Origin of the sequence: Treponema vincentii, from assembly GCF_010365865.1 — a bacterium.
In the GTDB taxonomy this organism is placed as follows: Bacteria; Spirochaetota; Spirochaetia; order Treponematales; family Treponemataceae; genus Treponema.
The window spans coordinates 248727-264226 of the sequence record NZ_CP048020.1; the positions used below are offsets into that span (position 1 = coordinate 248727).

15 protein-coding genes and 2 pseudogenes are annotated in these 15500 nt (G+C 34.8%); all 17 read left to right on the forward strand.

All coding sequences use genetic code 11. The annotated features are described in order from the left end of the window. Positions 1–106: 106 nt before the first annotated feature. Positions 107–340: pseudogene (locus GWP43_RS15485) on the forward strand (RHS repeat-associated core domain-containing protein); the annotation flags it as partial. A 508-nt stretch (positions 341–848) separates the two neighbouring features. After that, the gene (locus GWP43_RS01050; RefSeq protein WP_162662079.1) at positions 849–1556 is read left to right on the forward strand and encodes a hypothetical protein; all 708 of its coding nucleotides are present in this window, start codon (positions 849–851) and stop codon (positions 1554–1556) included. A gap of 500 nt (positions 1557–2056) precedes the next feature. Then, positions 2057–4168, forward strand: coding sequence for an RHS repeat domain-containing protein (locus tag GWP43_RS01055; RefSeq protein ID WP_230977862.1), 2112 nt, complete (start codon positions 2057–2059; stop codon positions 4166–4168). 203 nt (positions 4169–4371) lie between these two features. Then, positions 4372–4992 (forward strand): hypothetical protein, encoded by a 621-nt coding sequence (locus GWP43_RS01060; protein WP_162661903.1) that lies wholly within the window; start codon positions 4372–4374, stop codon positions 4990–4992. Further along, positions 4970–5206: pseudogene (locus tag GWP43_RS15490) on the forward strand (RHS repeat-associated core domain-containing protein); the annotation flags it as partial. The gene GWP43_RS01060 and the pseudogene GWP43_RS15490, both read left to right, overlap by 23 nt. Before the next feature lie 599 nt (positions 5207–5805). Continuing rightward, positions 5806–6726, forward strand: a complete 921-nt coding sequence (locus GWP43_RS01070) for a hypothetical protein (RefSeq protein ID WP_162662081.1) — start codon at positions 5806–5808, stop codon at positions 6724–6726. A gap of 329 nt (positions 6727–7055) precedes the next feature. Then, positions 7056–7718 (forward strand): hypothetical protein, encoded by a 663-nt coding sequence (locus GWP43_RS01080; protein WP_162662083.1) that lies wholly within the window; start codon positions 7056–7058, stop codon positions 7716–7718. A 527-nt stretch (positions 7719–8245) separates the two neighbouring features. After that, a complete protein-coding gene (locus tag GWP43_RS01085) occupies positions 8246–9064 on the forward strand; it encodes an RHS repeat-associated core domain-containing protein (RefSeq protein ID WP_230977866.1) in 819 nt (272 codons plus the stop codon). A 21-nt stretch (positions 9065–9085) separates the two neighbouring features. Next, positions 9086–9610 carry a hypothetical protein gene (locus tag GWP43_RS01090; RefSeq protein ID WP_162662085.1) on the forward strand — a complete coding sequence of 175 codons (525 nt, stop codon included), beginning with the start codon at positions 9086–9088 and terminating at the stop codon, positions 9608–9610. A 156-nt stretch (positions 9611–9766) separates the two neighbouring features. Then, positions 9767–10120: a hypothetical protein gene (locus GWP43_RS14390; RefSeq protein WP_162661904.1), complete on the forward strand. Its 354-nt coding sequence runs from the start codon at positions 9767–9769 to the stop codon at positions 10118–10120. Between the two features lie 182 nt (positions 10121–10302). Next, complete coding sequence (locus GWP43_RS01100; RefSeq protein ID WP_162662086.1) at positions 10303–10515, forward strand: hypothetical protein; 213 nt, start codon at positions 10303–10305, stop codon at positions 10513–10515. Further along, on the forward strand, positions 10499–10822 hold the full coding sequence (locus GWP43_RS01105; RefSeq protein WP_162662087.1) for a hypothetical protein: 324 nt from the start codon (positions 10499–10501) through the stop codon (positions 10820–10822). The genes GWP43_RS01100 and GWP43_RS01105 overlap by 17 nt, the downstream gene beginning before the upstream one ends. 695 nt (positions 10823–11517) lie before the next feature. Further along, positions 11518–11904 carry a hypothetical protein gene (locus GWP43_RS01110; RefSeq protein WP_162662088.1) on the forward strand — a complete coding sequence of 129 codons (387 nt, stop codon included), beginning with the start codon at positions 11518–11520 and terminating at the stop codon, positions 11902–11904. 1002 nt (positions 11905–12906) lie between these two features. After that, a complete protein-coding gene (locus GWP43_RS01115) occupies positions 12907–13338 on the forward strand; it encodes a hypothetical protein (RefSeq protein ID WP_162662089.1) in 432 nt (143 codons plus the stop codon). Between the two features lie 287 nt (positions 13339–13625). Beyond that, the gene (locus GWP43_RS01120) at positions 13626–13922 is read left to right on the forward strand and encodes a hypothetical protein (protein WP_162662090.1); all 297 of its coding nucleotides are present in this window, start codon (positions 13626–13628) and stop codon (positions 13920–13922) included. Continuing rightward, a complete protein-coding gene (locus GWP43_RS01125; protein ID WP_162662091.1) occupies positions 13882–14520 on the forward strand; it encodes a hypothetical protein in 639 nt (212 codons plus the stop codon). The genes GWP43_RS01120 and GWP43_RS01125 overlap by 41 nt, the downstream gene beginning before the upstream one ends. A gap of 169 nt (positions 14521–14689) precedes the next feature. Further along, on the forward strand, positions 14690–15322 hold the full coding sequence (locus tag GWP43_RS01130; RefSeq protein WP_162662092.1) for a hypothetical protein: 633 nt from the start codon (positions 14690–14692) through the stop codon (positions 15320–15322). Positions 15323–15500: the final 178 nt, after the last annotated feature.

A 15500-nucleotide genomic window follows, 5' to 3' on the forward strand; every position in this document is an offset into this window, starting at 1 on the left:
ACAGAAGCGATGTTTCGGCTCCGACCGAAACTCGTCGTCAAAAGCGTACACGGAAGTACGCTTTTGACAGTGCGACGCCGTAGATGCCCGCATATTTTCAAAAGGGGAGGAAACCGGTTTATACTATTACGGAGCGCGCTACCTTGACCCGAAGTATTCGAGATGGTTGAGTGGAGACCCTGCACTAAGCGATTACATACCGAAAGCGCCGATAGACGACGAGGCAAAGAAGCACAACGAGGACCTGCCGGGCATGGGCGGAGTGTACAATGTCGTGAACTTACACCTGTACCACTACGCGGGGAATAATCCCATTAAATACGAAGATCCGGATGGGAAATTCTCACAAAGCAAAGAAGTAAACAGAATAGAAAGAAATTTATCTTGGAATGATTTTTCAACTATTAGGGATGGGCAGAAAGCAAAGCAAGACAGGCGAGATACGGTTCATAGTTTTTTGGGTTTTGCTGCAACTGCTATATCAACATTCTTTAGTGGTGTTATTGGAAATATTGCTAACGCTGCTTCTACAGCAGATGGTTTATTGAGCGTAAAACCGGATAATTTAAATCAGTTAAATAATGCTTTGCAAAACATTAGTAATAAAGCAGCTGATATATCGCAGACAACAGGAGAAGTTCCAAACATTGAAATTGTAGAAATAACAACAAAAACGGCAAAAAACGAAGATGTCAGATCTATTAATGGGGCTGCTTTGGTTTATGCGCTAATGGAACATAGTATAACTGAGAAAACTACATTAGAGATTACAATCAATGGCGAGAAACAAAAACCTATAGAAGTTTCTAAAAAGCAAACTCATATCACTTATGAAAGGACCCTAAATTATGAAGATTTCAGCTGGGCAAAATAAACTTCCACAAAAAATAAAATATATAATCCTTATAATTCTGACAAGTCTGGCTACATTGTTTTGTGAAAGGGTTATTGAATTTATACGAACATTTAATCCGTATTATGATACGGAAAAGGTTATCGAGAATGCGATAGATTTTATTGTAAATGGTAAATTTCGAAATTCTTCTGATGATATATTTTTTACAACAAAAGTTAATGGAAATGTTTCGTTACTGGAAAATATGTATTATGTTGAAAAAAGAGTGGAATATGAGCAATTTGCTCAAATAAATTATATTTTATCATATTCTACTGATGATGAATCATTACATAATGCATTTTTAGATTTGCAGGCTAGATTTAAATGGGATATATGGAATGAACAAGAGTCTTTTTATAAGCGCATTCGTGAGGCTTTCCGGAAAAAGAGTTTGAAGAACTATAGAGAAACTACTGCAAGTGTTTTTCTTAAAGAACTGTCTAAGGATAAATCTTTCTATGTGATTTGTAATCGTTTTTATAAAGAAAAAAATCCAGACAGAGAATATTATATGATTCAAATATATATGCAGAACAAAGATGCTTTCGTATATATGAGTCATTTTGATTGGGGAATATTAGTTGGAAGATACGACGAGAAAGATTTAACAAATAAATTCAAGATAAAGTTTGATAACTATTTTGCAAATAGTAAATAATTGATTATTTTGTAGTATTTTTTGCAAATGTATTTATAGAAACACTGCTATGAATCGCATATTATAAAATATGATAGGCAAAAAAACTACCGCACGCGTGGTAAAAATGTACCTCTTTTCAATTATTTTGAGGTAATTAATTTGAAGAAAGAAATTGAAATCGATAAAAAAATTCTTGAAAAGAGGTGAATTTGGAAATTCCAGTTATATAGTTATAAGGGAAAAAACTGAAGAAGAAAAAAATGAAAACTAGTTATTGTAGTGTACAGTTTACCCGGTCTATCAGGTATCAAATGATAGCCTATGAGATTATAAAGAGCTCGTTATAAAACTTTACCCTCACTTCCCACATAACAAGTTACGGCCGTATGTGGGAAGCCATATCAAATCTGTACGTCCTTGTACAGATTTGATATCATGTTTTGCTGATGACAAAACATGATACTGTTTAGAACCACCACCATCCATGGCGGTATTGAAAGGGAAACTATTTTTTAAAGGTGAAAACAAATTGTTTTTATTCACAGCTTAATTATTCCCTCCCCCGGACAGCGATTGAAGCAGAAATCCTTTTTGCCGCTCGTGTAATGCAGGTGCGGTTTTTGAAGCGCTTAAGCGGAAAAACACCGCTTAAACAAAACAGCAGCGGCGAAAAGATTGGAGCGGTATGGTGCAGCGGAGCCGATAGGCGTAGCTTCGAAGCAAGCGCGGTGCTGCATTTTGTTTTCTTTATTGTAATAGTAAACAAAATGCAGCAGTCCGCCAAAGAAAGATTTTTATTAAAAAGAAACACTGTGCCGGAGGTTTTTCCGCTTACGATAGGAAGCAGAAAAACGATGCCTTTTGAAAAGAGACATGCCGGATGCAAGGAGCGAGAAAAAATTAACCGCAGGCGTATCTATGATACGTTGAGGATTAATTTTTTTGAAGCGACGAAGCAGACGGCGTGTATATTTTCAAAAGGGAATGGGAACATGACAAAGAAGTCCAGCACCACGAACCTCCCCGGCGCCCGCGGTAACGCCTACCCCAATGCTGATTTGGACTATAGCCTGGATTACGAGTATGACCCTGCGTATGCACATCGTTTAGTTCACGCAGGGAATCGCTACTACCGCTATGACGCAAACGGCAACATCACGGCAGAAAAAGACGGACCCTTTACCGACGACGAAGAGTTTGTCTTTACGTATAACTACGACCCCGACACCGACGTCTACGGCACCGACTACGGCTTCGGCCTTGACGCGCCGAAGGAGACGGAAGAGACACATCCTGAAAACCTATTCGCGTACCGCCGTAACTACACGTGGAACGAGAAGAACCTCCTCACCAAATCGAGCGACCGCAGCTACACCGTGCACTACCGCTACGGTGAGGATGGTCAGCGCGCCTTAAAGTATACGGAAGAAGGGAGAAGCGAAACCTTATACTTTAATAACTTCTACACAATACACATCCCCGTGCAAGATAAGAACAACCCGCAGGGCTTGAGAGTACATAAGCATATCTTTGTCGGTAACTCACGCCTTGTTACCGCGATGACGCACACCGATAACAACGGCGATAACGCAGAACAGCGAGAGAAGCGCTACTACTACCACTCAGACCACTTAGGCAGCGCGCAATTCGTAACCGACTGGAGAGGGAAGCAGTATGAGCATATCGAGTACACGCCATACGGAGAGCTCTGGATTGAAGAGGTAGCGGCCGGTTTAGACAAGTTACCGTTTAGGTTTACCGGCAAAGAGATGGACGAAGAGACGGGGCTGTATTACTACGGAGCGCGGTACCTTGACCCGAAGTATAGTAGATGGTTGTCGGGAGACCCGGCACTGGGAGAATACATACCCAAAGTCCCGATAGACGACGAGTCGAAGAAGCACAACGAGAACTTACCCGGCATGGGCGGGGTGTTTAATGTGGTGAATCTACACCTGTACCATTACGCGGGGAATAATCCCATTAAATACGAAGATCCGGATGGGAGATGTATAAATTTTGTAATCGGTGCTGCTGTAGGTTTTTTTACTTCTGTTGCATCAGAGGTTGGTTTAAGAATGGCATCTGGGCAGTCTTTTGGTGATGCCTTGAACAATACATTCTCAGATAAAACTTCCCGGGCGGTCATCGCCACATCTACAGCAATAGGTGCGTTGACTGCTGGTGTTTCTGGAGCAATTGTTACAAATGCAGCAAAAACTGCAACTATTCAAATAGCAAAAAGAGGTGCTGTTTCGGCGTCAAAAATTATTGCATCAAATGTTGCAAAAACAGTCGCTATAAATACAGTTTCTGGTGCAGTTGATGCTGGATTAAAAGATGTTGCTTCAAAAGCGATTAAAGGTAAAAAACAATCAATTTCTGAAACACTACAGGCTATGGGAAAAGGTGCCGCTTCTGCATTTGTGACTAGTGGACTTACACAAGCTGCTATTGGAAGTTGTTCAACAAGTACGAGTAGGGTTCCCAATTTATTAACAGGGACTGTTGAAGGTTTTGAAATTCAACAACCAAAATGGGCTGGAGCTGCTGGTGTGGTTGGAGAATCTGTAATTCCTACTGTTATAGATATGTATCATTCACTAAACCAAAAGTCAGAGTTGAGGTAGATTATGCGTCCTGTTCGTAAATTTTTTATCACATTGCTGATTTACTTTGGTTCTGCATTTTTGACTCTTGTAGTAGGTCTTTTTATTAATAGTTTTTTTCCATGGCTTGATAAATATGAGATTGTTTTAACAATCGAATTTAGTATTATTTGGAGTATTTTTGTTTCTATATTTATGATACTTGTTAAGATGGATTGATTATTTTGCGTGAAATAGATCGTAAAAAGATGAAGCATACAATGCGATGTCTAAAAAACGCTCTCTTTCTCACAGGACGAGTTACGGCCGTATGTGGGAAGCAAACAGAAATAGGGACGGTAGTGTTTCGGACAGCGATTGAAGCAGAAATCCTTTTTGCCGCGCGTATAATGCAAGTGCGGTTTTTGGGAGCGGTTATCAAACCTGTACATTCTTGTACAGGTTTGATAGCACGTTTTGCTCAGCAAAACGCGCTTCCGCTTAGAACCATCGACATCCGTGTCGGTACTGAGAAAAAAACACCGCGGGAACAAAACAGCAGCGGTAAAAAGATTGGAGCGGAAAGCGCGGTGCTGCATTTTGTTTTCTTTGAAGTAATAGTAAACAAAATGCAGCAGTCCGCCAAAGAAAGATGCTTATTAAAAAGAAACACTACGCCGGAGGTTTTTCCGCTTGCGGCAGGGATTGCCGGAAGCGGAAAAACGAGGCCTTTTGAAAAGAGACATGCTGGATGTGAGGAGCGAGAAAAAATTAACCGCAGGCGTATCTATGATACGTTGAGGATTAATTTTTTTGAAGCGACGAAGCAGACGGCGTGTATATTTTCAAAAGGGGGAGATGGATGAAGAGATCGGTTTGTACTACTACGGAGCGCGGTACCTTGACCCGAAGTATAGTAGATGGTTGAGTGGGGATCCGGCGCTGGGTGAGTATGTCCCAGCTGCAGGCTCTGATCCGTCAGAGCTTGCAGGAATGGGGGGCGTATTTAATGTGGTGAACCTACATCTGTACCACTACGCGGGGAATAATCCGGTGAAGTATATCGATCCTGATGGGAAGGAATCTGGATATATTTTGGATAATGAAGGAGCAGAAGGTTTTGGGCATGCTGGTATGTATGTCCAAACAAAGGATGGAAAATATGCTTTTTTTGAAGTGACTGGTATATCAAAAGAAGCTAATGGTATAAAAAGTAATATATCGCCAGGGAGTACTGTAAAAGATAAATGGGGTCATGATACAACTGTGCTAAGCAATCTGCCTCTAAAGTTTCCTACTCAAGGGAGCGTTCAAGCAATGAAGCAGCCAACCCGAGCTGGCTGTTTATTAAGGACTTTTGATAAGCGTGAAGATATGATTGCCGCTTTACAGAAAATGGATTTTGATGAAATGATAGTTTTTAATACTCAGGGTCGTGAGGATGCAAAAATTTATGATAAAGCATTTGTAGAAGGGCAATCCTTTTCCGGTTATCAAGTTTTTAATGATAGTTGCGGAATTTTTGCAAGAAATGCATTGACAGCAGAAGGTAGTGGTATAAAAGCAATAAATCCTTTTGTAAACATAAACCATATATTTAGTTCGTCAATTCCAAATGAAATCGGTGTAAATCTTTATCTCGCAAATCCTGAAAGTACTGTTATAAGATGGAGGCAAAAATGAAAAAAAATAGATATATTTATTTTATATCTTTTTGCTTAGTGGCCTTTTGTTTGTTTGTTTTTGCGTATAGTAAATATACCTCCCAAAAAGAAATTCAATCAAATTTAATTTATGAAGTGGAATCTGATAGAATTGTAAAATGGGGGAGTAGAACGATTAACATTCCGCAAGGCGCTGATTTTGCTTTTGATCAGATTTCACAAACAGGGTGGTTTCATATAGCAAAAAAAGATTATTCTGTGTTTATTTGCATAAATAAAAATGGAGAAGAAGAAAAATCAATTTTGGTAAAGTACAATGAGCCATCCGTATCTATCAGAGAAGTGCTTTTCTTTGTATCTGATTCTGTAGCTTTGATAGAAGGGAAGTATAATAACATGTTTTATCTAATAGATCTAAAAACAAGAAATTATCGGACTGTAAGTTCTGCAGCTTTTCATGGATTGCAAATATGCAGTTTTTATCGTGATATGATATTTTTTTATGACAGTGGAAATAACTCTATAACAAAATTTAATTATAATAAAAATATGGTTGAACGGGTAGAGCCTAATTTAATTGGGTATGGTTATATGCCTTTAAAGGAATCTTTTGTTGGAATAAATGAGAAGGGGAAGATTTCTATTTTGAACTATAATACATTAGAACAAACTGAATTAAATATTCGCGGATTAAAAAATGAGAAAAACGGTTTTGTAAACGATAGATATTATCTGACAGCTGATTATCTCTATTTTTCGAAATTTGATTATGGGTACTATATAAAATATCTGCCGATTTTTATTCTGATGAGCTTTTGTACGATAGCAAGACCTTCCGCTCCACATTCGTGGTATCGCTATTCATTTGAAAGTCATAGGATTGATAAAATTTCATCTGAGGATAAGTTTATTAAAATTTTAGGAACAATTGAATAATACATATAATGGAATCGCTTTGGTTGGTTCACTGATGGAATGTCGCATAACTGAGAAAACTACATTAGAAATTACAATCAATGGTGAAAAACAGGAATCTATAACTGTTTCTAAAAAGCAAATAGATATTAAGTATAAAAGGACTTTTAATAAGGAACTAATTATTTCGTTATTTCTCCAACATCGGATTACGATGGAACAATGGGAACTGACTCAGCTAAAAATAATCGAGGCGGATTAGGGTGGCAAAATATACCTGATGTAGGAATCGTTGTGCCTGTCAATAGAGTAACCGATTATATCATTTATACACAACAAGGAGGCATACAATGAAATGTCTAAAAAAAATAGCAATTATTCTATTTATCTCCCTATTTAGTTCTTGCCTTTTACATACTAAAAGCGAAATAAGTAGAATAAAGAATCCGATTTATGAATATGAAAATGAAACTTTGACCATTTCAGACGGTCAAAATAAAATTTTCTTTAATAATGTTAAAAGTTGGAATTTAACTTCTGGGAGGGATCATTTTGATTATTCAGTATCGGAAGATAAGTCTAAATGTGTTTTAATTCAAACATTGGGGGAAGTGGTCATTAATAGAGTTCATACACACAATCGGGCAGTATATTTTCTCGATTTTAAAAGGGGACAGATGAATAAGATTGATGAAAATATAATGGAAATAGCGATATCAAATGATCTAACCGAAATTGTTTATGTAAAAAATTATGATTATACAAGAGTGAATGAAATAAGCTTAATTTATTATAATACAAAAACAGGAAAGTCTAAAATGAAAACAATTCATTTTAAGGATTATGGCACTGCGATAGCGGACTATCCTGTAACAAAAATTTGTTATGAAAACGATGGTTTTATTCTTGAATTTTGGTCGGATGCAGCCAATTACGGAATTATGAGACTTGATATGGTGAACGATGTTTATACATTTGAGAAAGCTTTTAAAGAAGCTTTTGTAAGTCAATAAAAAAGAAAGAGGTAACAATCAAGGATGAAGTATGTGATGAGTGTTAAAAAAGATCTTTTCAGCTAATAAAAATACTCTCTTCTCACAGAACGAGTTGCGGCCGTATGTGAGGAATAAACAGAAATAGGGAAGGTAGTATCCCCCGGACAGCGATTGAAGCAGAAATCCTTTTTGCCGCGCATATAATGCACCTGCGGTTTTTGAAGCGGCCGAGTGGAAAAACACCGCCTGAACAAAGCAGCAGCGGCAAAAAGATTGGAGCGGAAAGCGCGGTGCCGATACTTGTGTACTTTTACATAGTCATAATAGTACACAAGTATCGGCAGTCCGCCAGAAGAAAGGTATTATTAAAAAGAAACATCTTAGCGGAGGTTTTTCCGCTTACGGCAATCCTTGCCGGAAGCGGAAAAACAATGCCTTTTGAAAAGAGGCGGAGCAGATACAAGGAGACAGCCGAAAATAAAGCGGAGGCGTATCGGGTATACGTCGAGCATTTATTTTCGACGTGCGACGCCGTAGATGCCCGCATGTTTTCAAAAGGGGACAGGACGGGCGTTAAATACTACGGTGCGCGCTACCTTGACCCGAAGTATTCGAGGTGGTTGAGTGCGGATCCGGCGCTATCTTACTATGTTGATGGAAAATCAAATGGTTCATCCGGTGGTATTTATAATCCAATAAATTTTAATTTTTATCATTATGCGGATAATAATCCGATTCGATATATTGATCCTACAGGTTTAGAAGAAGATGTTTCTGAGGCGGAAAGGCAATTAAAAGAACTGAGACAACTTGGAGAAGAAATGTTTTACAAAGGAACAATTAATGGAGTAAATTTGTATACAGAAAATTATGAAGATGGTTGCTATGCTCGAGCAACTGTTATTGCAGGAGAATTGGAAAAATTGGGTTTTGGAGTAACAGATTATTCTTATGTTACATCTCCTGTTATGCCGGGAGTTATAAAGGCAGAAAAAGCGGCAAAAAGAGATCCTTCAAAAGTTCCCGATAAAGATTCAGAAGATAATTCTAATCGCTATAGATTTCATGTAGCAGCTACAGTTATTATTGATGGAAAGAAATATGTAGTAGACCCGTATTATCATAAGTCGTGGTTATCAATATCGGAACAAGAAGATTGGTATTCTTGTCAATATCCAAGGGGAACGTCTACACAACCCGCACATGATAAAAGTGGAAATCTGATTGGATCTCCGGCTATGACTTCGTGGAAAACACGAAGTAGTTATACAGGAACATTATCTATAAATGAATATGTTCAGGGATGGTTAAAGAATTATGATTCTGTAAAAAGAGATAATGAAAAAAAACAAAAAGAACAATAATCCATATATATGGAGTGGCAAATGAAAAGAAAATTTTTAATAATAGGATCATTTATGATTTTTCAGATAAAGGCTCGTTGCTTTTCAGGGATAGTTTTTTGGGAATATGATAAAAAAGATACATATGATATAATAGTTTCAAAAAATTATAATGAATTAATTAAAGAAAAAGCATGTTCATTTTTTGTATCTTTTGATAAATGCTTGAAGTATGATAAAGAGGTATTGGAATTTTATTACTCAGATGAAGAAATAATGAATACGAAAATACAATTAAGAGATTATGATATTGGAAATGCATATTTTTCTGTTGTTGTTAATAATGAAGTTGTATTAACGGGATTAAACAGACTTGGCTACTTTGGTGAAAAAATGTTAAAAGAGGATAGTGAGAATGTAATATATGTATGTTGGATAGGAGTTAATATAAAGAGATTTAAATTAACAACAGATTATACAGCTGCATTTAACATGTGTTTTGATCAAGAAAAAGATTTAAAAAAAATTTGTACCAAAAAAATAGATGATTACTTTCTTAAAGAATAATAAAAGAGTAAAGATTAAACCTCATAATTTTTGTAAAATTGCTTAAATCACTGCTGTAAGCTCCTAATATCGAAATAGTATTTTACGATTTGCCATTAGCGCATTATAATAAAACAGTTTGAAAGAAATCTCTGCAAGATATTCCCATGAAATATTTTGCAGTTTTGCTCTTTGACAATTCAGCAGCGGCTCAGAATCATTGCGCTGGCGAACGACGAGGCGAAGAAGCACAACGAGAACTTGCCCGGCATGGGCGGGGTGTTTAATGTCGTGAACCTGCACCTGTACCACTACGCGGGCATCGGGCCGCGAAGCGATAGCGAGCTTCAAGCCAATAATCCGGTGAAGTATGAAGATCCTGATGGGAAGGAAGATGATATTGAAACTATTTATGCAAAATACATGGGTTTGGCTTTATCCAGTCAAAAAGCAGGTTCAATCGTAGTGGCCTCTAATCTACTACATTTTTTAAGTGCGGAAGGAACTCCTGTCAATTTAGACTCTAATTGATTGCGCTCATTTGATGAAGTAAATACGGTTCAAAATACTTGTATTTCATATTACGAAGCAGAATTTGAAAATATAGCGAATAGTATGAAAAATGGAGAAACAAGAACGGTGAACGAAGTTCCTTCTGATATTTTAGCACTGCTTCTGGGACATTTACAGTTACCGCTTTTTGTAATGTAAATATGAAGAAAAATAATGGAAAAACTATGGTAAGCGGCAGTATTTCATTTGGTTTTTGGGATTTATATGATTGGCATAATGAGTTTGGAGCTGTTATTATTTCTGGCAAAGGAGCTTATTGGAATTCTGAAGCCAATAAATTAGTCGAAAATGGTATGGCAGCATCTTTTGTGATGCGTCAAAACTGGAGTATAAATTATGAAAAAGAATTTTAAAATTATTATCGTAATGATTCAATTTTTAGTGTTTACTATGTTTAAATCTTTTGCTAATGAGTTACACTTATATATTCGTTTTACAAAAGTTGTATATAGCGAAAAAGAGCAGGCATTTATTAGGGAGTTTGACTATTCAGATGAATATAAGAAAAATATGATAAATGTTCTTAAATATTTGGGATATGCGTATTTAGAGAAAAACGGAAATTTATATATAACAATTCAATTAGATTCAGATATTCAGTATTTGTGGAATCTATGTAATACGGCAGAAGATCCTTCTTGGGTTGATAGATCTAAATGATAGCGATGTTCCTTTCTTATATTGCTGATCTTATTCAAGATGCATTTAATCCATAAGAGGAAAGGTAGAAAAATTATATGCGATCTAATAATTTAAAAGCAAAACTTTATATTTTGAGTGCATTTATATTATCTTTTATTTATGTAATGCTATTTTTCTTTTTCCCTGATATAAAAATATTCATTACCAATAAAATATTAAAAGCAATGACTTTAATTTATTTAGGGCCATTAGTAGTTGGTATTTTTTATTATGAGTTTAATTTCGAGAATATGGAATCTCAATTAGGCTATTTTTCAAAAGGTGTCCTTTTATGCTTATACGCTATTTTGACAATCTTTACTTATTTGCTTTTTATCTTATTAAAGCCAACATACGCAAATATTCTATATCCAAAGTTTAATTTTATATTTTCTGTTTATCATATATTATTTATGATAGTTGGATTACTATTAATTTGTGTGTTGGGAAGTATATCGAAATTTCATTTTAGTTATGATTACTATATTTTTCAGGTTTTAATAGCAAAATTTGCTTTTACGTTGTCGATATTGCCTTTATTTAAAGATATAAATTCATATCTTCATTTATTATTAATATTTATTAAAGATGCGAAAATTATATGAAAAAAAATAATAAGCGCTACAAGATCTCTTGCATCCCTAAAAAAACAAGAAAAATGATAAAGTTATAAAATGAAAGAAAGTTTTGTTAAATTAACTAGTTTAGAGCAAAGTAAAATATTTATCGTCTCCTCTGGACAACGATTGAAGCAAAAACGGCACAGCAATCTTATTGGAAAGATGACTATTCTAATGTATGAGAACAATCAAAGTGTTTCAGGTGTGAGAAACTACAAACTTGGAATTCATAGGATTGGGAATGCTATTACTCATAAAACTGGAAAGGATTTAGTATCAGAACTGGGCAAAGCTATTGTATATTATGTAAAGACAAATGGATTAAAATCTATTAGCAAAGATACAGTGTGGAGTATTTTGAAAGGAACAACACCTTCTGCACTTAACTTAGGCATTGAAATTTATAAAAAAGTAGAGAACATGATGCATGGAGAACAATAAGAATGAATGAACTATTTTTTACCACTCTAGTTTTAGCTTTTGCTAACACTATTATAATACGTCTGTTTTTATTTGCGCTTAGCTCAAATGAATACAGTAAAAAAATTCGGAAACCGATAAAAAGGATGAATTCAAAATGGATACTAATACAAAGAATTACCGGTATTATTTATTGGAAAGATAAGAATATATTATTTAGAATTTCAATAATTGTCCTTATTTTATCTTATATTCTTATTTTATATGCTTTGATTATATTAATTCTTTCAAAGGTCAATAATTTAAGCAATACTAGGCTAATTCCAGTACTTCTAAGAATATTTTGTATAATTGCTTCTATTGATTTTGCGTTATTATGCACAGAATTATATAGTAAATAGATGAATTTTAAACTTAATGCAACAGGTGATTATGTTTTAGTGGAAGTAAAAACCGTCTATCAGGTATTAAGTGATAGTTCATGAGATTATAAAGAGCTTGTTATAAGAATTTATTCTTTCTTCTCACAGGACGAGTTACGGCCGTATGTGAGGAATAAATAGGAATGGGGACGGTTGTACTTCGGACAGCGATAGGAAGCGGAAAAACGAAGCCTTTTGAAAAGAGGCGGAGTAGATACAAGGAGACAGCCGAAAATAAAGCGGAGGCACGGTAAAAATGTACATCCTTGTAGATTTTTACCTACGTGTTTGCAGAGCAAACACGCTACTGACGTGAACCACCGCCGTCCGTGACGGTTCTGATACGGTGAGGATTTTCAGAAGCAACTTTTTGGCCAAAGCCAAAACTTGCAAGTTTAAGCGGCAATGCCGCTTAAACATTGGCATGGATGCCGCTGGTTTAAACAGAAGCGATGTTTCGGTTGGATAAAAGCAAAGGTGATTTCTATCGGATTCATAAATTTTATAAATTCTTATCCTTTTTTATAATATATGTTTGTGGTTTATGGGGTGTATTGGTTATGATAATACTTGTTTTAATTTATTGCTGAGGTATACCGACATGATTATGACTCCTATAGGCTGTTTAGAAATTAAAATTGATGATATTCCTTATTTGTATGAATATCTCCCTCTTCCTACTCAGTTTGGTAATTTTTCTGTTTTACAGCGTTATCAAATTATTATTCCCATCCAAAAAAGAAGGAGGGCTTTAGTTATATTACATTATCAATGCGATGATGTATCGGAAGGTATTAATTCAGGAGAAAATTTATATGCAATTAGTTTTACTAAGAATAATTTAGATATTGAAATCGGGATGGAAGGTGATGTAGAAGGAATAAATTACTTAAAAATAAAGAATGGGTGTTGCTTAGTTATTTCTTCTGCATGTCAGCAATCTCATTTAAAGATAAATATTGCATGGAAATATAAGGAAGATGATTTTGATGTATCTGTATGGTTTGCTGTAGATCCGACTATAAATACATAAAATCTACACTTTCTTCCCCACAGAACGAGTTACGGCTGGGTGCGAGGAGCAAACGGAAATAGGAAAGGGGGTATTCAAGACAGCGATTGAAGCAGTAATAAATAAATAATAAACTTTCAAGTATCTATTACGATGATCCTGCAAAAAGGACAGGGGGTGAGATAAAAAGTCCATATACAAGAGAAACCTCGAGGGCAATTAAACTGGAACAACACCCGGTATTAGCACTTGGAGCAGCTTTACCAAGAGGTAATTATTCAGAGAGTGATTATTCTGATCCAAATCAAATGAAAGGACATGCAATAGAAAAAACAGGTACAGTTTTAGGTGCCTTGGGCCTTATTGATACTGTGGCAAAGAATCTGTCTAATGGATATTTGGGAGATGTTACCTTAAACTTAAAAAAAACAGGAAGAAATATAACTTCTTGGAATATTACTTTGACAACAATAAATCCATTAACCAGCAAAACAACTGGACGACAAGTTTTATCTAGAAAGGATGCATTGAAGTATTTAAATGAAAATAAGGAGATATTAAAAAATGATCCAGCATATAAAGAATTATGGGGTCTGTTTAATTAATATTTTTGTTGTTATCATTATTTCTATGTTATTTAGTTGCTCGTTTAAAGAAACTAAGCAAGTTAATCTTTATGATTATAGGATCGATGATAAAAGCATATCTATTACTTTAGGGTTCAAATTACAAGGTAGAATATATCAACGAAAAATAAGCTCAAATACTAAGAATATAAAACTAAATATGGGTAGTGAACTCTTTAGAATTGAACATGATTCTAAGTTTTGTACAAAGGTTATTTCAAATATCAATAGTATTGATATTTATATTTTCCCGAATGAAGTCGTTAAGGATAATAATGGTTTCTACTTATTAAATGAAGTTAAGAATGTATATGCATATTTTATTGAATATTATGATGAAAATACTGGAAAGAATTATTATATTTTCTCAAAAGATAACAGTGTTGAAAAGCAATCAAAAATTAATTATACAACAAATTATTTAGATGAATTGCAAGAACTGCGAGACAAGGATATTGCATACTATAATGAAGACGTGCAGGTTTTAGCTTATCCTTATGCTGGATATGTAGTTAGAGGCAGAGATGGAACGTTACTGTTATTATCAACATTGTGGGATAATAATTCAATAAATTAGTTATTGATATGATAAAAAATATTCCTTCCAACAGATATGGAAGAACAAGCTTTTGGAAATTGAATTTGTATTATGAAAATGTGACTGGCTCAGAGGTGTTTGAATGATAAAAAACACTTTTTTTACTTTCATATTATTTTATCCGATTTTTGTATATGGTCAGAATTATATGGATTTTTATGATGTACAAGAATGTCCTTATACATTGGTAAGAATTAAGGGAACTGGATGGCTTGAACATAAATACTTGGAAAAAGAAGACTTTACGGAATGTTATATTTCCGAATTTGAAAATTTAGAGGGTATAGAAAGTATAAGGTACTATCCTTGTCAAAATTTTATTGATACTAAAGGGAAAAAACATGGAAAAATTGAGCTTTGTAATCAAGAATTTTATTTTAATGGATGGGATATCTTTCTTGAAAGACAAATTTTTTACTTGATACAGTATAATGAAAAAGCTTATTTGGTATTAGTTGGTGATGTAGCGGCGTATGATGCATATAAATATTTTATTTTTGACATAACAGATTTAAAGAGAATACAGTTTTATGAGTTGGAAAATGGATTTTATAATAAAAAAATTGATTCCACAATATTTGGTATATTTAGAGGCCAATTATGTTTTTTTGCAGCACAACGTGTTTACCAATGGAATGGAGATTATTTTCTGTGTCCTTATATTATTAAAGATGGTAAATTGAGAGAATTTATTGATAGTGATGGAACAGAATTTCGCGTATATTTCTCATATATTACAAAACCGTATTTTGAATTTAAAATAGTAAGATGTACTTTTTAATGAAAAATTTACTAGGGAGTATGGAAAATGTAAATAACTGCTAAAGGGGGAGTAGGTATTGTGGTGTGAATAAAATTTCATCCACTCTCTTCCCACAGAATAAGTTACGGCCGTATGTGAGGAGCTATATCAAATCTGTACGTCCTTGTACAGATTTGATATCATGTTTTGCTGATGA

Excerpts from the sequence above, each read along its gene's own strand:
- GWP43_RS01050 (WP_162662079.1), top strand. The coding sequence starts at position 849 with ATGAAGATTTCAGCTGGGCAAAATAAACTTCCACAAAAAATAAAATAT.
- GWP43_RS01070 (WP_162662081.1), top strand. The coding sequence starts at position 5,806 with ATGAAAAAAAATAGATATATTTATTTTATATCTTTTTGCTTAGTGGCC.
- GWP43_RS01080 (WP_162662083.1), top strand. The coding sequence starts at position 7,056 with ATGAAATGTCTAAAAAAAATAGCAATTATTCTATTTATCTCCCTATTT.
- GWP43_RS01085 (WP_230977866.1), top strand. The coding sequence starts at position 8,246 with ATGTTTTCAAAAGGGGACAGGACGGGCGTTAAATACTACGGTGCGCGC.
- GWP43_RS01090 (WP_162662085.1), top strand. The coding sequence starts at position 9,086 with ATGAAAAGAAAATTTTTAATAATAGGATCATTTATGATTTTTCAGATA.
- GWP43_RS01100 (WP_162662086.1), top strand. The coding sequence starts at position 10,303 with ATGAAGAAAAATAATGGAAAAACTATGGTAAGCGGCAGTATTTCATTT.
- GWP43_RS01105 (WP_162662087.1), top strand. The coding sequence starts at position 10,499 with ATGAAAAAGAATTTTAAAATTATTATCGTAATGATTCAATTTTTAGTG.
- GWP43_RS01110 (WP_162662088.1), top strand. The coding sequence starts at position 11,518 with ATGAAAGAAAGTTTTGTTAAATTAACTAGTTTAGAGCAAAGTAAAATA.
- GWP43_RS01115 (WP_162662089.1), top strand. The coding sequence starts at position 12,907 with ATGATTATGACTCCTATAGGCTGTTTAGAAATTAAAATTGATGATATT.
- GWP43_RS01120 (WP_162662090.1), top strand. The coding sequence starts at position 13,626 with ATGAAAGGACATGCAATAGAAAAAACAGGTACAGTTTTAGGTGCCTTG.
- GWP43_RS01125 (WP_162662091.1), top strand. The coding sequence starts at position 13,882 with ATGATCCAGCATATAAAGAATTATGGGGTCTGTTTAATTAATATTTTT.
- GWP43_RS01130 (WP_162662092.1), top strand. The coding sequence starts at position 14,690 with ATGGATTTTTATGATGTACAAGAATGTCCTTATACATTGGTAAGAATT.